The sequence below is a fragment of the Streptomyces sp. NBC_01237 genome, from assembly GCF_035917275.1.
Lineage (GTDB): Bacteria > Actinomycetota > Actinomycetes > Streptomycetales > Streptomycetaceae > Streptomyces.
In genome coordinates this window covers 793,856-813,651 of record NZ_CP108508.1, presented here as the reverse complement: position 1 = coordinate 813,651, position 19,796 = coordinate 793,856, and the positions used below count along the sequence as shown (strand labels likewise).

Annotated in this window: 14 protein-coding genes and 1 pseudogene; 5 read left to right on the top strand and 10 right to left on the bottom strand. The window is 71.7% G+C overall.

The window, feature by feature from the left end:
* Positions 1–12: 12 nt before the first annotated feature.
* Positions 13–3,474, top strand: a complete 3,462-nt coding sequence (locus OG251_RS03700; protein WP_326681135.1) for a phosphodiester glycosidase family protein — start codon at positions 13–15, stop codon at positions 3,472–3,474.
* Between the two features lie 132 nt (positions 3,475–3,606).
* Here the strand turns inward: OG251_RS03700 and OG251_RS03695 are convergent, their stop codons facing one another.
* From OG251_RS03695 to OG251_RS03660, 8 genes and pseudogenes are all read right to left on the bottom strand, one after another.
* On the bottom strand, positions 3,607–4,017 hold the full coding sequence (locus OG251_RS03695) for a PTS-dependent dihydroxyacetone kinase phosphotransferase subunit DhaM (protein ID WP_326675623.1): 411 nt from the start codon (positions 4,015–4,017) through the stop codon (positions 3,607–3,609).
* Positions 4,014–4,664 (bottom strand): dihydroxyacetone kinase subunit DhaL, encoded by a 651-nt coding sequence (dhaL, locus tag OG251_RS03690; protein WP_326675621.1) that lies wholly within the window; start codon positions 4,662–4,664, stop codon positions 4,014–4,016. The genes OG251_RS03695 and dhaL overlap by 4 nt, the downstream gene beginning before the upstream one ends.
* A gap of 123 nt (positions 4,665–4,787) precedes the next feature.
* Positions 4,788–5,774, bottom strand: coding sequence for a dihydroxyacetone kinase subunit DhaK (gene dhaK / locus OG251_RS03685; protein WP_326675618.1), 987 nt, complete (start codon positions 5,772–5,774; stop codon positions 4,788–4,790).
* A gap of 129 nt (positions 5,775–5,903) precedes the next feature.
* Entirely contained in the window at positions 5,904–6,923 is a 1,020-nt protein-coding gene (locus OG251_RS03680) for a TolB family protein (RefSeq protein WP_326675616.1), read from the bottom strand.
* The gene (locus OG251_RS03675) at positions 6,920–8,266 is read right to left on the bottom strand and encodes an MFS transporter (RefSeq protein ID WP_326675615.1); all 1,347 of its coding nucleotides are present in this window, start codon (positions 8,264–8,266) and stop codon (positions 6,920–6,922) included. The genes OG251_RS03680 and OG251_RS03675 overlap by 4 nt, the downstream gene beginning before the upstream one ends.
* 69 nt (positions 8,267–8,335) lie before the next feature.
* Positions 8,336–9,652, bottom strand: coding sequence for a discoidin domain-containing protein (locus OG251_RS03670; protein ID WP_326681134.1), 1,317 nt, complete (start codon positions 9,650–9,652; stop codon positions 8,336–8,338).
* Positions 9,626–10,465: pseudogene (locus tag OG251_RS03665) on the bottom strand (chitosanase); the annotation flags it as partial. The gene OG251_RS03670 and the pseudogene OG251_RS03665, both read right to left, overlap by 27 nt.
* A 382-nt stretch (positions 10,466–10,847) precedes the next feature.
* Positions 10,848–11,501 carry a TetR/AcrR family transcriptional regulator gene (locus OG251_RS03660; RefSeq protein WP_326675614.1) on the bottom strand — a complete coding sequence of 218 codons (654 nt, stop codon included), beginning with the start codon at positions 11,499–11,501 and terminating at the stop codon, positions 10,848–10,850.
* Positions 11,502–11,583: 82 nt separating this feature from the next.
* Here OG251_RS03660 and OG251_RS03655 point away from each other — a divergent pair, with 82 nt between their 5' ends.
* Positions 11,584–13,149, top strand: coding sequence for a serine hydrolase domain-containing protein (locus tag OG251_RS03655; protein WP_326675613.1), 1,566 nt, complete (start codon positions 11,584–11,586; stop codon positions 13,147–13,149).
* Between the two features lie 75 nt (positions 13,150–13,224).
* Here OG251_RS03655 and OG251_RS03650 read toward each other — a convergent pair whose 3' ends face one another.
* The gene (locus tag OG251_RS03650) at positions 13,225–13,875 is read right to left on the bottom strand and encodes a response regulator transcription factor (protein WP_326681133.1); all 651 of its coding nucleotides are present in this window, start codon (positions 13,873–13,875) and stop codon (positions 13,225–13,227) included.
* A gap of 241 nt (positions 13,876–14,116) precedes the next feature.
* Between OG251_RS03650 and OG251_RS03645 the strand changes: the two genes are divergently transcribed.
* Together OG251_RS03645 and OG251_RS03640 are read left to right on the top strand one after the other, a co-directional pair.
* On the top strand, positions 14,117–15,058 hold the full coding sequence (locus OG251_RS03645) for an ABC transporter ATP-binding protein (RefSeq protein WP_326675612.1): 942 nt from the start codon (positions 14,117–14,119) through the stop codon (positions 15,056–15,058).
* On the top strand, positions 15,055–15,852 hold the full coding sequence (locus OG251_RS03640) for an ABC transporter permease (protein WP_326675610.1): 798 nt from the start codon (positions 15,055–15,057) through the stop codon (positions 15,850–15,852). Before OG251_RS03645 ends, OG251_RS03640 begins: the two co-directional genes overlap by 4 nt.
* Before the next feature lie 106 nt (positions 15,853–15,958).
* Here the strand turns inward: OG251_RS03640 and OG251_RS03635 are convergent, their stop codons facing one another.
* Positions 15,959–17,614: a sensor histidine kinase gene (locus tag OG251_RS03635; RefSeq protein ID WP_326675609.1), complete on the bottom strand. Its 1,656-nt coding sequence runs from the start codon at positions 17,612–17,614 to the stop codon at positions 15,959–15,961.
* A gap of 514 nt (positions 17,615–18,128) precedes the next feature.
* Between OG251_RS03635 and OG251_RS03630 the strand changes: the two genes are divergently transcribed.
* On the top strand, positions 18,129–19,574 hold the full coding sequence (locus OG251_RS03630) for a glyceraldehyde-3-phosphate dehydrogenase (RefSeq protein WP_326675608.1): 1,446 nt from the start codon (positions 18,129–18,131) through the stop codon (positions 19,572–19,574).
* The last annotated feature ends 222 nt before the right edge of the window (positions 19,575–19,796 follow it).

Here is a 19,796-nt window from a genome sequence, read left to right as displayed (position 1 = left end):
CTGGGCACCGCCATGCGGCCGCTCGTGCTGCTCGCGACGGTGACCGCGGTGACGGCCGGGGCCCTCGCCCCCGCGGCCGCCGATTCGACCCCCGACCCCCGCCCCCGTAACGCCGCCGAAGTCCTCAGACCCGTTGCCCCGCCCGCCGCGAGCGCGGCCGGCGGGACGCGCTCCGTGGTGTTCGGCGACGGCATCGAGACCGCCCGCACATCCCGGCCGATCGCGCCCGGGGTGCGCCTCAGCTCGTACGACCGGCTCGAATCGGACAAGTGGCTGCGGGTCGACGCGCTCTCCGTGGACCTCGACGGCGAGGATGTGCGCGCCGACTACCTCTCCTCGGGCAAGGTCGCCGAGCGGCACCCGGTCTCCGAGCTCGCCGCCCGGCACGACCCGGGCAGCGGACGCCGTACCGTCGCCGCGATCAACGCGGACTTCTTCGACATCAACGAGACCGGTGCCCCCCTGGGCCCCGGCGTCAAGGACGGCGTCCCCGTCCACTCCCCGGCGCCCGGCGTCCACCGAGCCGTCGGCATCGGTCCCCAGAACGCGGGCCGGGTCCTGGAGCTGTACTTCGAGGGCACCCTGACCCTGCCGTCCGGACAGCACCCGCTCGCCGCCCACAACGCCGCGAACGTCCCGGCGCAGGGTGTGGGCGCGTACACCTCCGCCTGGGGCAGCGCGGACCGCAAGCTGACCGTGGACGCCGCGGCGCCCGTCGCGGAAGCCGTCGTACGGGAGGGCAGGGTCATCTCCGTATCGGGCACCCCGGGGTCGGGCCCCGTCCCGGACGGCACCACCGTCCTGGTCGGCCGCGAAGCGGGAGCGGCCCTGCTGAGGGCGCTGCGGCCCGGCGACCCGGTCTCTCTCGCGTTCCGGGCGCGCGCCGGGAGCGGGCCCGTTCCCCGCACCGCGGTCGGCGGCCGTGAGCTTCTGGTCGTCGACGGCACCGCCCAGAACCACGACGGCGAGGGCAACAACACCGCGGCGCCCCGCACCGCGGTCGGATTCTCCCGGGACGGCCGCACCATGCAGGTCGTCACCGTCGACGGCCGGCAGGCCGACAGCGGCGGCGTCACCCTCACCGAACTCGGCCTGATGATGCGCCGTGCCGGTTCGTACAGCGCACTCAACCTGGACGGCGGCGGCTCCTCGACGCTTGTCGCGCGCGAGCCCGGCAGCGACGCCCTCCAGGTGGAGAACAGTCCGTCCGACGGCAGCGAGCGCACCGTCCCCAACGGTCTCGCCCTCACCGCCCCCGACGGCAGCGGCAGACTCAAGGGCTTCTGGGTGGAGACCCGGACCCCCGCAGGGGCCGCGCCGGGCACCGACCCCGTCAAGGGCGGCCACCCGGAGCGGGTCTTCCCCGGCCTGACCCGTTCCCTCACCGCCGCCGGTCACGACGAGACGTACGGCCCCGCCGCCGGAACCCCGCACTGGCGGACCGCGAACCCGGCCACCGGCACGGTCGACCGCCATGGCCTCTTCACCGCACGCCGCAGCGGCAGCACCGACGTGACCGCCCGGCGGGGCGCCGCCCGCGGCAGCACCCGGCTGACCGTCCTGGACGAACTCGCCCGCATCGAGCCGACCACCCGACGCGTCGGCCTCGCGGACGCCAAGGCCACCGGAACCTTCGGCGTCGTCGGCCTCGACGCCCACGGCACCAGCGCTCCCGTCGAGCCGCGCGACATCGAACTCGACTACGACCGGGACCTGTTCGACATCCGAGACAACGGGCAGGGCTCCTTCGACGTCGCCTCCCGCACCGGCAGCGGAGCCGGCCGGGTCACCGCCACCGTCGCGGGCACCACCACCGTCCTCGCGGTCAGCGTCGGCCTCGCCGAACAGCCGGTCGCCGCCTTCGACGACGCCGCGTCCTGGAAGTTCAGCCAGGCCCGGGCCGAGGGCTCCCTCGCCGCCACACCCGAGGGCCACACCGGCACCGGACTGAAGCTCACCTACGACTTCACCCGGTCCACCGCGACCCGCGCGGCCTACGCGAGCCCGCCCCGGCCGGTGACCGTGGCCGGACAGCCCCAGTCGTACCGGCTCTGGATCAAGGGCGACGCCAACGGGGCCTGGCCGACCCTGCACCTCAAGGACGCCGCGGGCTCCGACCAGTTGCTGCGCGGTCCCTACGTCACCTGGACCGGGTGGCGGCAGGTCACCTTCGCCGTACCGCCGGGGGCCGCCATGCCGCTGAGCGTGCACCGGTTCTACCTGGCGGAGACGGCGGCCGCCCGGCAGTACACGGGCGAGATCGTCGTCGACGACCTGACCGCCCAGGTCCCGCCCACCGTCGACCTGCCCGCACGGACGGAGCCGGCCGACGCGTTGATCGACCCGGCAGCGGTGACGGAGCGCCGGGACTGGCGGTTCGCCGTGATGTCGGACGCCCAGTTCGTCGCCCGTGACCCCGACAGCGCCATCGTCGCCCGGGCCCGCCGCACCCTGCGCGAGATCAGGGCCGCGCGGCCCGACTTCCTCGTCGTCAACGGAGACCTGGTGGACGAGGGCTCGCCCGCCGACCTCGCCTTCGCCCGGCAGATACTCGACCAGGAACTCGGCGACGCCCTGCCCTGGTACTACGTACCGGGCAACCACGAGGTGATGGGGGGCAGGATCGACAACTTCGTCACCCAGTTCGGCCCGGCCCAGCGGACGTTCGACCACAAGGGCACCCGGGTCATCACCCTCGACACCTCCAGCCTCAGCCTGCGCGGCGGAGGCTTCGCCCAGATCAAGCAGTTCCGGGAGCAGCTCGACGCGGCAGCCCGGGACCGCCGCATCGGCTCGGTCACGGTGATCGAACACGTACCGCCGCGCGACCCGACCCCGCAGCAGGGCAGCCGGCTCGGCGACCGCAAGGAAGCGGCCCTCATCGAGCAGTGGCTCGCCGACTTCCGCCGTACGACGGGCAAGGGCGCCGCCTTCATCGGCAGCCACGTCGGGGTCTTCCACGCCTCGCACGTCGACGGAGTCCCGTATCTGATCAACGGGAACTCCGGAAAGGCACCCGCCGGCCCGGCCGGCGAGGGCGGTTTCACCGGGTGGTCGCTCATCGGCGCCGACCGGGTACCGGCCGGCGAGCAGGCGGCGGCCCGGCAGCGGCCGTGGCGGGGCGGCCCCGACTGGATCTCCGTCCAGACCCGGGCGCACGTCGACTCCCTCACCCTCGACGCACCGACGGTGATCGTCGCGGGGGAGCGTACGAAGGTGGGCGCGAGCGTCGTCCAGGGCGCGCGCACCGTCCCGGTGGCGTTCCCGCTCAGCGCGGACTGGACAGGGTCACCGAACGTGTACGTCGGGGACTTGGAGGACGCCCGGCACCGCCACACCGCCGTCCTCGACCCGGTCACCGGCACGCTCACGGCCCTGCGCCCCGGCACCGTCACGCTCGCGGTGACGGTCAACGGCACGACACAACGGGCCCGGATCGAGATCGTGGCGAAGGCGGCGGCCCCGGCCGCCTGACACACGGCCGCCCGGTCCCGCGTCCACGAGTCGTGGACGCGGGACCGGGCGGTGTGCGATGGACGCGGCACCGGGGCGGGGTGGCGCCGTGTGCCGAACCGCCCGGAGCGGTTCCGGGCGGTTCACGGGCCCCTACGCCTTCCGGTAGCCGTACGCCTCCGAGGCCGCGGCCTCCACCGCCGCGAGATCGCCACCGGCCGAGGCGGTCACCACGGCCGCCACGGCGCCCTCCACGAACGGCGCGTCGACCAGTCGCGCCCCTTCCGGCAGCTCGTCGCCCTCGGCGAGCATGGCCTTCACCGTGAGCACCGCACTCCCGAGGTCGACCAGTACCGCGATACCGGCCCCGCGGTCGACCGACTCGGCGGCCCGCGCGATCAGCTCCGCGCTCGTTCCGAGTCCACCGTCCGGCAGGCCCCCGGCCGCGGCGACGGGCGCGGTCGCCCCTCCGGCCGCGAGCCCCCGGGCCAGCTCGGCGACGGACTCGGCCACCGGCCCGCTGTGCGAGACCAGGACGATTCCGACCTGTGCGGGCCCGCTCATGCGCCACTCCCGTCGGCCGTCGATCCGTCGGCCGCCCGCCCGTCCTCGGCCGGCTTTTCGGCCTCGGCCAGCGCGGCGACGAGGAGCGCGGAGGAGGTGGCCCCCGGATCCTGGTGACCGATGCTGCGCTCCCCCAGATAGCTGGCCCGTCCCTTGCGCGCCCGCAACGGCACCGTCGCCACCGCACCGGCCCGCGCCGCGTCCCGCGCGGCGGAGAACGATGTGCCCAGGGCGTCGGCGGCGGGCAGCAGCGCGTCGAGCATCGTCTTGTCCCCGGCCTGCGCCCCGCCCAACTGCCCCACCGCCGCGACACCGGCCGTGAACGCCTCGGCCAGCTGCCCGGACGTCACCTCGGCCGACTCGCCCAGGGTCTTGCCCGTACGCCGGAGCAACGTTCCGTACAACGGCCCGGACGCCCCGCCCACGGTGGAGATCAACTGTCGTCCGGCGAGGGTCAGCACGGCTCCCGGCGTCCGAGGGGATTCCTTCTCCAGGACCGCCGTGACCGCGGTGAAGCCGCGCCGGAGGTTGTTGCCGTGATCGGCGTCGCCGATCGCCGAGTCCAGCTCGGTCAGATGGTCCGCCTCACGGTCCACGGCAGCCGCGGTGGCGGCCATCCACCGGCGGAAGAAGTCGGCGTCGAGCACATGATCTCCTGTTCCTCTGGCCCCTCCGGCACAGGTGGGGCTGTCCCGCACGGGGCGGGGCTGTCCGGCACGGGCGGGTGCCGGACCGTACGGCGGACCGGCCGCTGTGGGCGTACCGGCGTTTCAGCGGCCCCAACGGAGCGCGGCCGTCTGCACGGGCGCGTCCCAGAGCCGCAGCAGCTCCTCGTCGACCTGGCAGAGCGTCACCGAGCAGCCCGCCATGTCGAGCGAGGTCACGTAGTTCCCCACGAGCGTACGAGCCACGGGCACACCCCGCTCGGAGAGCACCCGCTGCACCTCGGCGTTGAACCCGTACAGTTCCAGCAGTCCTGTCGCCCCCATCCCGTTCACCAGCGCCAGCACCGGTCCGGTGGGCCGCAGATCCTCCAGTACCGCGTTCACCGCGAAGTCGGCGATCTCCCCGGACGTCATCATGGGACGCCGTTCCCGGCCGGGTTCGCCGTGAATGCCGATGCCCAGCTCCAGTTCACCCGGTGGCAGATCGAAGGTGGGACTGCCCTTGGCGGGGGTGGTGACCGAACTCAGTGCCACTCCGAAACTCCGCGACGACGCGTTCACCTGCCGTGCGATGTCGGCCACCCGGTCCAGCGGCGCCCCCTCGTCGGCGGCGGCTCCGGCGATCTTCTCGACGAACAGCGTCGCGCCGGTACCCCGCCGCCCGGCCGTGAACGTACTGTCGCTCACCGCCACGTCGTCGTCGATCAGCACCTGGGCGACCCGCACCCCTTCGTCCTCGGCGAGTTCGGCCGCCATCTCGAAGTTCAGTACGTCACCGGTGTAGTTCTTGACGATGAACAGGACTCCCGCCCCGCTGTCGACGGCGGCCGCCGCCCGCACCATCTGATCGGGCACCGGGGAGGTGAACACCTCCCCGGGACACGCGGCGGACAGCATTCCCGGCCCGACGAACCCGGCGTGCAGAGGCTCGTGCCCGGACCCGCCGCCGGAGACGAGCCCGACCTTCCCGGCCACGGGCGCGTCGCGGCGCACGACCACCCGGTTGGCGACATCGACGGTCAGTTCGGGGTGTGCGGCGGCGATGCCCCGGAGCGCGTCGTCGACCACGGTCTCCGGGACGTTGATGAGCATTCTCAACGGTTCCTCCTGGGAAGAGTGCCGGCCGGCCCCTGAGCTGGGTTCGGAGTGCATGACACCGAGTATCGAAGAGACCCGCGTGATCGGGAAGCGACGTGGCGCAGGGATCACGCATCCGTCATGTCATCGGGGTGACGTGTCCGACCGGGCGGGCGGGACCCACGAGGGGGAGGAGGCGTCGCGGGCGATCAGGCGGGGCGTGCCGGTGCCGTCGGCCGGTACGGACCAGATGTCCGAGGAGTTCGTCCCGCGCGGGAGGGCGTAGGCCACGGTGCCGTCGCCCAGCCAGGCCGCCTGGTCGTCGACGCTGTGCGTCTCGGCGAGCGGTGTCTCGCGCATGGTCGCCAGGTCGAGGACATGGAGCCGCCACGGGTTCCCGGCCCCCTCGCGGACGCGCTTCTTGAACGCGATGCGCTTTCCGTCGGGGGAGAGGGAGGGGCACTCGACGTTGGTGCGCAGGGTGTGCGCCTTCCACGTTCTGAGGTCCCCTTCGACGAGGTGGGTCCTGCCACCGGTCGACACGGTCGCGTAGAAGCGGTTGTCGTCGTCGGTGAAGGTGACGCCCCAGTAGTTCACGTCGGGGGCGTGGTGGCGTTTGCCGTCGAGGTAGAGCTGGATGGTCTCCATGCTCTTGATCAGATAGCCGGTGCGGGTGTCGAGGATGCCGGTGCGGGTGGAGAACGCGGACGTCGCGTACGAGTCGCCGGAGACGAACACCGTCCACGACACCACCCGGCCCGACGGCGAGACACGGGCGCGGTTCGGTGTCCCGCCGAAGTCGACCGTGCGGCGGGTGCGCAGGGTGTCGTCGAGGATGACCGCTCTGGTCATCGGCCGCAGGCCCGGCCGGGTGGTCAGGCAGACCGCCGTGCCGCCGCTCGTGTGGAAGCGGCGGCACGACAGGGCTGTCTCCTCGCGTGCGGTCCCACCCGTCCTCGTCGTCGGCTGGACGGCGACGGTGCCCTTCGCCGTCCGCAGATACAGCCCGGCGGTGTCGCCGGGTGTGACGTGCGAGGACGTGACGGCGGAGGAGGTGTCGGCGCGGTCGGCGGCGTGCACGGTGTACACGACGGCGACCGCCGCCAGCATCGCGCCGGCAGCGGTCACGGCCACCGCACGGACGCGCGGGGTCACAGGGCTCATGGGGTCTCCCGGAAGGCATGGGCGGGGATCAGGAAGCAGGCGGCGGCGAAGACGGCGGCGAGCGCCACCGCGGCCGCGGCCAGGGCGGTGCTCACGCCCCACGCCGTCCACGCGGCGCCGAACAGGACGGAGGCGAACAGCCGGCCCGTCGCCTGGCCCGTCTGGAGCAGGGCGAGCCCGCCCGCCCGCCGGTCCGGCGGTACCAGCGGACCGGCCAGGGCCATCAGGATGCCGTCGGTGGCCGCGTAGTACGTGCCGTGGAGCAGCAGCACCGCGCCGGCCAGGGGCCAGCCGCCGATCGGGAACAGCAGGGCCGCGTACGCCCCGAGCAGCGCGAGGTGTCCCGCCAGGAACGGAACGCGTCTTCCGACGCGGTCGGCGGCGCGGCCGAGCGGCACGGCGAGCAGCAGGTAGACGGTGGCGCTGCCCAGCGGGAGCAGGGGGAACCAGGCCGCGTCCAGTCGCATGCGGTTCTGCAGGACGAGGTAGAGGAAGCCGTCGGTGACGCTGACCAGGCTGAGGAGCGCGGCGGCGAGCAGGATGCGGCGGAACGGCGGGAGCGACAGCAGCCGCAGGGTCGAGCGGAGGGTCGCGGTGGGCCGCTTCGCCGCGGGTGCGGCGGGCGCGCCCGGGAGCGTACCCAGTTCGTCGCGACCGGGGACGAACGCGATCAGGAGCAGTACGCCGAGCACGCCGAAGCAGAAGCTGACGACGAAGACGGCGTCGTAGGCGTCCGCGGTCGCCCACAGCAGGGCGAAGGCGAGGAGCGGCCCGATCATGGCCCCGGTGGTGTCCATGGCGCGGTGGACACCGAAGGCGCGGCCCAGATGCCGTTCGTCGCTGCTGAGCGAGATCAGGGCGTCACGGGGCGCGGTGCGTATGCCCTTGCCGATCCGGTCCGCGGCGAGCGCGGTGGACAGGGCGGGGATGGAGCCGCCCGCCGGCAGGAGGGCCAGCTTGCACACCGCGGAGAGGGCGTATCCGGAGCCGGCGACGAGTTTGTGGCGCCGCCAGCGGTCGGCGATGTGCCCGCCCGCGAGCCGGACGAACGCGGTGACGCCGTTGTAGAGGCCGTCCAGGAAGCCGAATTGGAGCGGGCTCAGGCCGAGGCCGAGGACGAGGTAGAGGGGCAGGACGGCGGTGACCATCTCGGAGGAGATGTCGGTGACCAGGCTGACCGTGCCGAGCGCGATGACGGTTCCGGCGACGCGGCCGCGTCCGGTGCCGGTGGCCGTGGCGCTGTCGGTCGTGCCGGTCCCGTTCGTCGTGCCGATGGCGGAAGGGGTGGAGGGCGCCGGGGGCGCGGTGGTGTCCTGGCGTGCCTTGTTTGCCGAGAGATACATGTGGGGTCCCGGTGCGTGGGCAGCGGACGGGCGCGGCCGCCCGGAGGGGCAGCGGCCGCGCCCGAAGTGTCAACGGCAGGTGTACGTGGGGCTGGTGTCGCGCACCGTGCCGTCGGTGCCGACGAACTTGGATGTGAAGGAGTTGTCGGTGAAGTCGAGCCTGACGACGCCGAACGTGTCCCAGATCCGCTTGAGGCTGTTGTCCTGGACCGTGTCACCGGCGCCGTAGAGGTCCTTGCCACCGGCGCCGCCCAGGATCTCGACGATGCCGTTGGGGTCGGCCACACCGTCGGCGGTCTGCGGGGCGAACCGCTCGTAGTGGTGGTCGTGACCGCTCAGCACCAGTTCGGCGCCGCCCTGTTGGAGCAGTTTCCACACCGGCTGGCTCACCGGGTCGTTGCCGTGGCTGCCCGAGCTGAAGAGCGGGTGGTGGAAGTAGGCGGCCACACAGCTCTTCTTGTTCGCGGCGAGGTCGGCCTTGAGCCAGTCGATCTGTTCCTGCTGGTCGAACCGGTTGGAGTTGAGGGCGACGAAGTGCCAGTTGCCGTAGTCGTAGCTGTACCACATCTTGCCCTTGGGGGTCGCCCGGGAGCCGAAGTACTCGCGGTAGGCCCGCTCGTCCTGGTTGTCCCAGTCGTCGTACGCCTCGTGGTTGCCGGGCACCGGATACGTCTTGTCCTTGAACGTGCCCCAGGACTTGTCGTAGTAGTTGCGGAAGTCCTCGATGTGGGCGTCGTCGTACTGGTTGTCGCCCATGGTGATGTAGAAGGCCGGATTGATGGCCTTGGCGCGGGCGGCGGTCTTGAAGTGCTGGCACCCGGACTGACCGGCGGTGCACTGATCGGCGATGTCACCGGCACCCACCACGGTGAACGCGCCGGCGGGGTCCGGCGGATCGGTCGGCCCCGGGCCGTCGCCGCGGGCGCCGAACACCTCCAACTCCTTGATCGAGTAACCCCATTCGGTGCCCCGGGAGGTGCCGTACACGCGCAGGTAGCGGCCCTTGCCGGTCAGTCCGGTCCACTCGTCCGTGCCACCGTTCCCGGCGGTCTCCGCGGCCAGCACGGTCCATTTGCTGCCGTCCGCCGACATCTCGACCCGGTACGCGTCCGCGTAGGCTTCCTCCCATTCGACCGTGACCCGTGACACCGTCGCGTCCTTGCCGAGGTCCAGCCGGATCCACTGCGGGTCCTTGCCCTCCGCGCTGCCCCATCGGGTGTTCCGGTCGCCGTCGACGGCCTTGGCGGGCGCCAGGGAAGCGCTCTCGTCGGACGACGAAGTGGCGGGTGCGGAACGGGAGATGAGCTGATCGGCGCGCTTTTCGACTGTCCCGCCGAAGCTGCCCGGGGCGGGCTCGTCGGCGATGTGGAACTCATCGCCGTACACCTTCCAGGTCAGTGGCGTCCGGAGGTCGAAGTTGCCGTTCTCCAGGAACACCCGCTGTGCGGTGTCCACCCGGCTGGTGTCCTCGTGTGCCTCTTCGGACTTCATCTCGGCCACGCGCGCGTCGAGGAACGCGTCCAGGTAGTCGCTCTCGTCGCCGCCGTCCGCGGGGGTCCCGGCCTCGGCGAGGGCGGCGTCACGGATCGCATCGAAGCCGCTTCGGCCGTGCATCACGATGGCGTCGTAGTAGATGAACTGCCCGAGTGTGCGCAGTCCGTCGTCCTTGGCCTGGTCGACCGACGGATCGAAGTAGACCCGGTCGCGCTCGTGCTCCTGCGCCGCCTGGAACCCCTGGGTCCGCGCCGCCTCCTGCCATGCGTCGGTGAAGCCGGGGTCGAGACCCTCGTGGGAGTCGCTGCCGTCGACCTCGCGCAGCGCCGGCAGGTACGCGGCGAGCGGGTTGTCCGGCTCCTGCTCGGTGTAGTACTCGACGAGTTCGAGCATGTCGTGGGTGCCGGAGCAGAAGCCGACGATGCCGCCGGTGTAGCCGCGGCCGTCGTCGATGTCCTCGATGTAGTCGTACTCGCCGCGCCAGTCGAGAGTCGAGTTCTCGGCACTGGAGACGATCTGGAGGGCGATCTCCTTCTTTGCCGGATCGTCGAGGTCGGCCGTCTCGGCGGCCCGGCCGACGCTCATGGCGACGATGGCGGGCACGGCGGCGAGCGCCATGGCGAGGGCGATCCGGAGTCCGGTACGTCGTCGGCGGGGATGCCGTCGGAACGGTGGGGAGACGGACCCCGGGCGGGGTGTGCGCATGTGGTTCCTCCACTTTCCTTGCGGTTGTGGGGCATGCCGGCGCCGGTCCTGCAGCAGTGGGGGCGGCAGCAGTTGACTGTTAGGAAGCTTTCCTTCCTATTGCTGGCCACATTGGTACGCTGTCGGCGAGTCGGGCGCAAGGGTGCGCGCGCAAAAAATATAGGACTACCGGGTGGGCGGGGGGAGTTGGGTGCCCGACGCCCGACGGGGAAGAACCTCCCGGTGAACTGCCCGAATATCAGACGCACTTCGCCCCCGGGGGCGTGAACGTCACCCTGGGGGCGCCCCACACGTTCGGTGCTCTCCTGGAGCGGTTCAGGAACCGGGGCCCACCGTGGTCAGCCCGTGTGCGTGGGTCGGGGGTGTGCCGGCGGGCGTACGGTCACGCGTCGGCCGGTGCCGTGTACTGGCGGCACTCGCCGGTGAAGACGGCCGCGAGCTCGGCGGCGATCACCGATGCCGACAGCTCGTCCGCGGGCACCCCGTTCACCCCGGCGGGATCGCGGTAGACCTGCATCGCGAGCCCTTCCGTCACGGCGGTGAGGCGAACGGCCGCCGGCCAGGGATCCAGGTCCGCCTCGACCTCGCCGCACTCCTTGCCGTGGTGGACGGCCCGGGCGATGTCCTCGCGCAACTGCCGGGCGGTCTCCACGTCGACCTCGGCGAGGGCGGGCGCGTCCAGGGCGCGGCCGGCGAACGCCCTGGTGACCCGGAACTCGGTGCGGCGTCTGTCGTCGAGGGGGATGAACTCGACCATCGCCTCGGCCAGGACCCGCGAAATGGGCCGCCGGTGCTCGGCCCCGGCCCGGATGTGCTCGTCGGCCCGGCTCCGGATGCGCGCGCCGACCTCGTTGAACGCGTGCAGCAGCATCTGGTCCTTGGTGCGGAAGTAGTGCTGCACGAGTCCCACCGACATCCCGGCGGCGCCTGCCGTGCGGGCGACCGTGACGGCGTCGAGCCCGTGTTCCGAGATGAGTTCGCAGATGGCATCGGCGATCTGGCGTCGGCGTTCGTCATGGTCCGCAGTCCTTGGCACTTGATAACCGTACCAGCGTACGGTAAAAACCATATGGCCATACGGTTATCAGTCCTGCCTTCGAGGAACGATGAGGAACCCCATGCGTATCCGCCTGCGGCGCGCCGTCGCGAGCACGTTCGCCCTCCTGTTGTGTTTACTCCTCTGCGCACCGGCGGCCTCGGCCACCGACCCGTCTCGCCGGTCCGAGCGTTTCGCCGCGATCGACGCCTACGTCCGCGACCGGATGGAGGCCACCCGCACGCCCGGAATCTCCTACGCGGTGGTCGGCCCCGACGGGCCGGTCCACCGGAGGCCCTGGGGAACGGACGGACGGGGCCGGCGGGTCGGGGCCGGAACGCCGTTCCTGTGGGGGTCGGTGGCCAAGCCGATCGCCGCGACCGGTGTGATGACCCTCGTTCAGGACGGCCGCCTGAGCCTGGAGGACCGAGTCGTCGACCATCTGCCCGCATTCCGGTTCGGCGGTGCCGCGCACGCGTCCGGGGTCACGGTCCGCCATCTGCTCAACCAGACCTCCGGGCTCCCCGAGTCGGCCACCTTCGACGTCGCCGACTGCCTGGACGCCGACTGCCCCCGTCCGGCCGAACGCATCGGCGACCTGGACGAGGTGCGCCCGCTCGGCCCGCCCGGCACCGCGTACGCCTACACCAGCGCCAACTACGTGGTCCTCGCCGCCGTGGTCGAGTCCGTCACCGGGCGCCCCTTCGCCGACCACCTCAGGCGGAGCGTGTTCGAACCGGCGGGCATGCGCGGTGCCATCGCCGACCAGGCATCGGCCAGGAAGCGGAACCTGGCTCCCGGACACCAGCTGCTGTGGGGCATACCCGCCGCGATCGCCGGTGGGGTGGACAACCACGGCGCGGCCTACGGCTACACGGGCGGCGACCTGAACGACCTGGCGGCCTTCGCCTCGTTCCAGCTCCGGTCGGGGAGGACCGCCGACGGCGACACCGTCCTCACCCCCGACTCCGTACGGCTGATGCGCGAAGAGGGCAGACTCCGGCCCACCGGCACCAGGAACGGGACCGGCGTCGGTACCGGCTACGGGCTGGGCTGGCGGGTCGGCGGTCCGGACGCCCCGCTCGACGATGCCATCTGGCACACGGGTGCGACTCCCGGCTACTCCGCGATGCTGTTCCTGCTGCCGAAGCGGAACATCGCCCTCGTCCTGGAACAGAACCTGTACGGACTGCTCCAGGACGGGGCGGTCATGCAGGTCGGCTTCGGGGCCGCCCGCATCCTCGCGGGCGGTGAGACGCCCACGGGCGACGGGTCCGCCTCCGGCTACTACGCGACCGTCTGGGGAACCACCGCCCTGGCCGCCACCCTGATCCTGGCGGTGGGCCGCTCGTTCCTGCTCCTGCGGCGCCCGCTCCCGCCCGCCTCCGCGCAGCGCCGCACCACCCTGACCGCCCTGTGGTGCCTGGCGGGCGCGCTGCCCTGGATCGGCCTGACCCTGATCGTGGGGCAGATGGGTCCCGGCCAGCTGATGAACTGGGTCCCCGACACGTTCATCGCCCTCTGTGTCGCGGCGCTCGCGGGCGCCATGACCATCGTTCTGCGCCTCGCCCTCGCGATCCGCTCCTCCCGTACCGGCGGCGGGCGAACGAACTTTGGGCGTACGACGGCCCCGCCGATGCCGCCATGAAGGCGACGGCGTCACCGATGACCAGGAGACGGCAGGCGTAAGGGTGTTGACCTGGACCGGCCCGGACCCCGTGGGCTACCGGACGGGGCCGACCAGGCCCGACTCCCAGGCGGCCAGCGCCGCCTCCACGCGGTTGCGCACCCCGAGCTTGCCGAGGATCGCGCTGACGTGTGCCTTCACCGTGCCCTCGACCAGGTGCAGGCGGGTGGCGATCTCGGCGTTGGACAGGCCGACGCCGAGGAGCGAGAGGACGGAGTGTTCGCGTTCGGTGAGCGTGTTCACCGGGTGGTGGGGCGCCGCGCCGACCGGCATGCCGTGCGTGCGCAGTCCACTGATCACCCGCGCGGCGACCCTGGGCGACAGATAGGCGCCCCCGGCGGCCACGGCGTGCACTCCTGCCAGCAGTTCCCTGGGGTCGTCCGCCTTGAGGAGGAATCCACTGGCACCCGACCGCAGGGCACGGGCGATGAAGTCGTCCTCGCCGAAGGTGGTCAGCATGACCGTTGCCGTGTCCGGCAGTTCGCGGTAGATCCGGGCAGCGGCGGCGATCCCGTCCATCCTCGGCATCCGGATGTCCACAAGAGCCACGGCGGGCCGGTGCTCGCGCACCGCCTCGACGGCGGCGAGGCCGTCGGCCGCTTCGGCGACGACCTCGATCGCGGGATCCCGCGCCAGGATCGCGCACACCCCGGCACGGACCATCGCCTCGTCGTCGGCCACCAGCACTCGTACCACCGGCACAGAGTAACCAGGGACTGTTCCGCGATCCCCGGCGGGCGCACGTGGACCCACCGGCGGCGAAGGGCGGAGGGACGGCCCCCGGCCGCATGCGGCGGACTGCCGTACGGCGGAGGCCCCCTGACGAAAGTAGGGGGTGTGATCACCTCCACCGGACGGATGTGGCGGGTGCCCGTCGGTTTCTACCGTCTGGGGAGACCTGGAGAACAACGGCGGACGGAGAGTGCGCATGATCACCCTGAGGGATCTGACGAAGCGGTACGGAGAGAGGGTCGCCGTCGACCGGTTGACCTTCGACATCGCGGAAGGGCAGGTGACCGGGTTCCTCGGCCCGAACGGGGCGGGCAAGTCCACGACCATGAGGATGATCCTCGGCCTGGACCACCCCTCCCGGGGGGAGGCGCTCATCGACGGCCGGCCCTACTCCGCGTACCGCCACCCCCTCCGGGAAGTGGGAACACTGCTCGACGCGAAGGCACTGCACCCCACGCGATCCGCACGCAGCCACCTCCTCGCACAGGCCCGGAGCAACGGCATCTCCGCGAAGCGGGTCGACGACGTACTGGAGACGGTGGGGCTGGCCACGGTGGCGCGGCGGCGGACGGGGGCGTTCTCGCTCGGCATGTACCAGCGACTCGGCATCGCGGGGGCCCTGTTGGGCGATCCGAAGGTGCTCGTCCTCGACGAGCCGGTCAACGGCCTGGACCCCGACGGAGTGCGCTGGGTGCGTGACCTCGTCCGGGAGCAGGCGGCGGAGGGCCGGACGGTCTTCCTCTCCAGCCACCTCATGAGCGAGATGCAGTTGACGGCGGACCGGCTGGTCATCATCGGGAAGGGCAGACTGCTCGCGGACCGGCCCATGCCGGAACTGCTGGCGAGCAGTTCCCGGACCTCGGTGCGCGTGCACGTACCCGGCCAGGAGGGTCTGCGCCATCTGGTCGAGCATCTGACCGGGCGCCCCTCGGTGGAGGTCGCCTCCGCCGGTGAGGGACTGGTCGACATCAAGGGATGCGGTGCCGGTGAGGTCGGCGACCTCGCCCACCGGTTGGGTGTGCGTCTGCATGAACTGCGCACAATCTCGGCGTCTTTGGAGGATGCGTACATGGAACTCACGGCCCGCAGCGTGGAGTACGGGGTCGCCTCCGAACCGGCACCGAAGGAGCGGGTGTGAGTACCGGAAGCATCGCGCAGGCCACCCGGTCAACCGGACAGCGGAACCGCGGGGGCGGGGTGTCCGGAGCGATCCGCGCCGAATGGGTCAAGCTGTGGTCGGTCCGCTCGCCCTATGTCTGTCTGACGGCGGGCGTGGTGGTGACGGCGATCTTCACCTTCTACTACGGTTCCATCGCCCGCATCAACGACCAGCCGCTCCAGCCGGTCGGCAACGCGTCGGCGGCCTCCTTGCTCCTCGTGCAGTTCACCTGCGCCGTTCTCGCGATGCTGACGGTGACCGGCGAATACGCGACGGGCAGCGTCCGCGCCTCGCTGCTGTGGGTGCCGGTCAGGCAGCGGGTGCAGCTTGCCAAGACGGTCGTGGCCGCGGCGGTGGCGTTCGCCGCCGGAGCGCTGTTCGGTGTGCTGGGCATCGCCGTGGCGTGGGTGCCCTTCCGCGGCCATGCGACGTTCCAACTGGCTTCAACCGTGGGCCAGGTGACCGCGATGGGTGTGTACTGCGCGCTGATCGCGGCGACGGCGGTGGGGGTGTCGTTCCTCCTGCGGGCGTCGGCGGGAGCGCTGACGGTGCTCTTCATCCTGATCGCGGCCGTGCCGAGCGTGCTCACCGGGCTGGGGGGAGACATGCTGCTGGCGGTCAACGACGTCATGCCGCAGACCGCGGGCATGCACCTGATGCGGGCAGGCGCGGACGCGCCGTACACGTGGCCGGTGGCCTTGCTCATCGTGCTGTCGTGGACGGTCGCCGCGTACCTGGCGGGCTCTCTGCGGCTGCGGAGCCGTGACGCGTGAGGCATGGGTGTGACGCGCTGAAGGGGCCGTCCGCCCGTCCGGGGGTCCAGGGGATCACCCGCTGCCCGGTCCCCGGGGGTCACCGACCGCCCGGGGTCCCAAGGAATCATTCGCTGCCCGGCAGCACGTCCTTGGACACCAGCCGGGAGTCCGACCAGCAGAGCCGGTACACGTCCACCTGCTCCAGGAGATCGCTGCCCGACCGGTAGAAGTCGCAGGTGGACCGCGGGGGAGCGGGGACCGCTCTCATGCGGTCGGACGGATAGCGGAACGGCCGTGCCGGAAACACCGCGCGGTGATCCGCACGTGCGGCACCGATCCGCAGCGCGGCATAGTCCGTCGGGTGCAGCACGGCAGTGGACATCTGGTAGCCGAGCAGCCCGGCGGACAGGAGAGCGACGAGTCCCACTCCGGCCGGGGCGACGAACGCGAGAGCGAAACGCAGCCGGGCGCGGCGACGGGCGGACGAGGCCAGCTCACCGACGGCGGACGAGGCCAGCTCACCGACGGCGGACGGGGCCGGGGCGCCCACGGTGGGTGTGGCCGGGTCGACCGCGGCGGCCGGGGCCGCGGTTCCCGGCCGGGAACCGGTGGTCCTCGGCCGCCCGGCGCGGGGGTCGTCCGGGAGGACGGCCACTACGTCGAAGCCGCCCGCGGCGGGTTGCGTCCGCAGCGTCCCCCCGAGCATCAGGACGCGCTCCCGCAGCCCGGTCAGCCCGTGGCCCGGCAGCGCGGCCGGTGCCGTCGGACCCTGCCGGGGACGGGAGTTGGTCACCCGAACCCGCGTCCGGCCGCTCTCCCTCACGATGCGTACGAGCACCTCGCTGCCGGGCGCGTGCTTGATGGCGTTGGTCAGCGACTCCTGCACCACCCGGTACGCCGCTCGGTCCACGAGCGGCGGCAGCACAGGCGTCCCGCCGTCGCGGCGCAGTGCGACGGAGACGCCCGACTCCCTTACCCGCTCGACGAGTTGTTCCACGGACTCGGCCGGCAGGGTCCCCGGCGTCCGGGGCGGCTCCGGGGCCGAGGACATCCCCCGTTCATCGGGGACGACGTCCTCCCGCAGAATCCCGATGACGTCGCGGAGCTGGTCGACCGCGTCCGTGACCATCACCCGAAGCTCGGCGACATCGTCCCGGTCCTGGCCGGCCAGCGTCGGGGAGAGCTCCAGGGCCCCGGCGCGCAGCGCGATGAGGCTGAGCACATGGCCGAGGGAGTCGTGCATGTCGGCCGCGATCCTGGTCCGCTCCCGCAGCCGGGCCTGTTCGACGACGTACCGTTGCTCCTTCTCCAGGTTCCGCGCCCGTTGCCAGCCGCCGTGAACCAGTGCCTGCCGGGCGTGCCAGTAGCGGCCGGTCAGCCACGGCAGCACCATGGCCACCGGGAGCAGTGTCACGGCGTAGAACCAGTGCACGGCTGCGGACCCCAGCGCGGCGCAGACCCCCAGGTCGACCGCCACACAGCCCGCGAACACGCCCGAAGCCGCCCGTGCGCCGGCCGACCTCGTGCCCAGCAGGAAGGACAGGACGCCCAACGCCAGCAGGTAGGGGTTCGCCGGTGTTCCTGGCGCGGCCAGACCGAGCGCGCACAGTCCGTTGGCGAGGAGCACGGCGCGTCCCGGGTGCCCGCGACGGCTGTCCGGTATCGCCACCGCCAGCACCAGCGCGGGTATCAACAGCCCGGTGAGAAGCGGTGATTGCGACCGGTCCAGATACCACAGGACGCCGCTTCCCATGAGTGCCGTCCACAGCGCGGCATCCATCAGAGCCGGCCCTGCGGCCGGGTACCGGGCCCGCGAGGCCCACCGTGCGCCATTCCTGCCCACACCCGTACGACTGATCACCCGCCGAGGCTACCGAGGGAGTTCCCGGACCTCCGGAGGCAGGCAGGGCGAAGTCCCGTGCGGACGCGCGTCTCCGTATACGCGATCGCCCTCGACGAGGCCCGTCCGCTGTTGACGCGGCGCTCGGCCGCCTTACAGATGCTCGCTCCCGGGCTCCGGCATCTCCCCGGCGGATTCCGCTGCCGGACCTGGGGAATCACCGCTGTCCCCGGCCGCCGCCGACGGTCTCGCGATCACCGGGGGCCTCGCCATGATCGGCAAGGGAGCCGGTGCACCCGCGCGTGCCACCGGACCGGACCGTCGCCGGCCCGGCCCCGGGCTCCGATCGCGGCATCCCGCCCAGGTGACACCGGCTGGAGGGGCGACACCGTTTGGTTGATCAAAATGGCAGCGGGTTACCATATGAGCGCCGCCTAGCTCGAAAGATAAACCTGTGACTGTCAATGAAGACGCGTTCACCAACTGGAAGCACCGCGAGGAGATCGCGGAGTCGATGATCCCGATCATCGGGAAGCTGCACCGGGAGCGGGACATCACCGTCCTGCTCCACAGCCGTTCCTTGGTCAACAAGTCGGTGGTCAGCATCCTCAAGATCCACCGATTCGCCCGGCAGATCGCCGGTGAGGAGCTCTCGGTCACCGAGACGCTGCCGTTCCTGAACGCGCTCACCGCGCTCGACCTCGGCCCGTCCCAGATCGACATCGGCATGCTCGCCGCGACGTACGCGACCGATGGGCGTGGCCTCTCGGTCGAGGAGTTCACCGCCGAGGCCGTCGCCGGAGCCACGGGCGCCGACAAGATCGAGCGCCGTGAACCGCGCGATGTCGTCCTGTACGGATTCGGCCGCATCGGCCGCCTCATCGCCCGCCTGCTCATCGAGAAGGCGGGCTCCGGCAACGGTCTGCGGCTGCGCGCCATCGTCGTCCGCAGGGGCGTCGGCCAGGACATCGTCAAGCGCGCCTCCCTGCTGCGCCGTGACTCCATCCACGGCCAGTTCCAGGGCACGATCACCGTCGACGAGGCGAACAGCAGGATCATCGCCAACGGCAACGAGATCAGCATGATCTACTCCGACGATCCGACGTCGGTGGACTACACGGCGTACGGCATCAAGGACGCCATCCTCATCGACAACACCGGCAAGTGGCGCGACCGCGAGGGCCTGTCGAAGCACCTGCGTCCCGGCATCGCCAAGGTCGTCCTGACCGCGCCGGGCAAGGGCGACGTCCCCAACATCGTGCACGGCGTCAACCACGACACCATCAAGCCGGACGAGCAGATCCTGTCCTGCGCGTCCTGCACCACCAACGCGATCGTCCCGCCGCTGAAGGCGATGGCGGACGAGTACGGGGTCCTGCGCGGCCACGTGGAGACCATCCACTCGTACACCAATGACCAGAACCTGCTGGACAACTACCACTCGGGCGACCGCCGCGGCCGTTCGGCGGCGCTCAACATGGTCATCACCGAGACCGGCGCCGCCTCGGCCGTCGCCAAGGCGCTGCCCGAGCTGGACGCGCCGATCACCGGCAGCTCGATCCGTGTCCCGGTGCCGGACGTCTCGATCGCGATCCTCAGCCTGCGGCTCGCACGCGAGACCACCCGCGAGGAGGTCCTCGACCACCTCCGGGACGTCTCGCTGACCTCGCCGCTCAGGCGACAGATCGACTTCATCAGCGCCCCCGACGCGGTCTCCAGCGACTTCATCGGCTCGCGCCACGCCTCGATCGTCGATGCCGGCGCCACCAAGGTCGACGGCGACAACGCGATCCTCTACCTCTGGTACGACAACGAGTTCGGCTACTCCTGCCAGGTCATCCGGGTGGTCCAGCACGTCTCCGGGGTGGAATACCCGACGTACCCGGCCCCGGCGGTCTGATCCCGGGTTCCGGGATCGATCCCGCGACTTCGCCGGCCATGAAGGCGGTTCGTCGGCAGTGGGCCGGCGAGTCCGCGATCGCTTCGGCGAGGGCAGCGTTCAGTTGGCGGCCTCCTCGCAGGGCGCGGAGTGTGACGGACGCGAGGTGGGGTCTTCCGCCGGTGGAAGACCCCACAGGCCCCTGGACAGCTGAGGTCACCAACGTTCGTGCGTTCTCGGGGA

Bases quoted from the DNA above. Each gene is read 5' to 3' on its own strand.
- OG251_RS03695 (WP_326675623.1), bottom strand. From the start codon at position 4,017: ATGAGCGGGCCCGCACAGGTCGGAATCGTCCTGGTCTCGCACAGCGGG.
- OG251_RS03645 (WP_326675612.1), top strand. From the start codon at position 14,117: ATGATCACCCTGAGGGATCTGACGAAGCGGTACGGAGAGAGGGTCGCC.
- dhaK (WP_326675618.1), bottom strand. From the start codon at position 5,774: ATGCTCATCAACGTCCCGGAGACCGTGGTCGACGACGCGCTCCGGGGC.
- OG251_RS03680 (WP_326675616.1), bottom strand. From the start codon at position 6,923: ATGAGCCCTGTGACCCCGCGCGTCCGTGCGGTGGCCGTGACCGCTGCC.
- OG251_RS03675 (WP_326675615.1), bottom strand. From the start codon at position 8,266: ATGTATCTCTCGGCAAACAAGGCACGCCAGGACACCACCGCGCCCCCG.
- OG251_RS03700 (WP_326681135.1), top strand. From the start codon at position 13: ATGCGGCCGCTCGTGCTGCTCGCGACGGTGACCGCGGTGACGGCCGGG.
- OG251_RS03655 (WP_326675613.1), top strand. From the start codon at position 11,584: ATGCGTATCCGCCTGCGGCGCGCCGTCGCGAGCACGTTCGCCCTCCTG.
- OG251_RS03635 (WP_326675609.1), bottom strand. From the start codon at position 17,614: ATGGATGCCGCGCTGTGGACGGCACTCATGGGAAGCGGCGTCCTGTGG.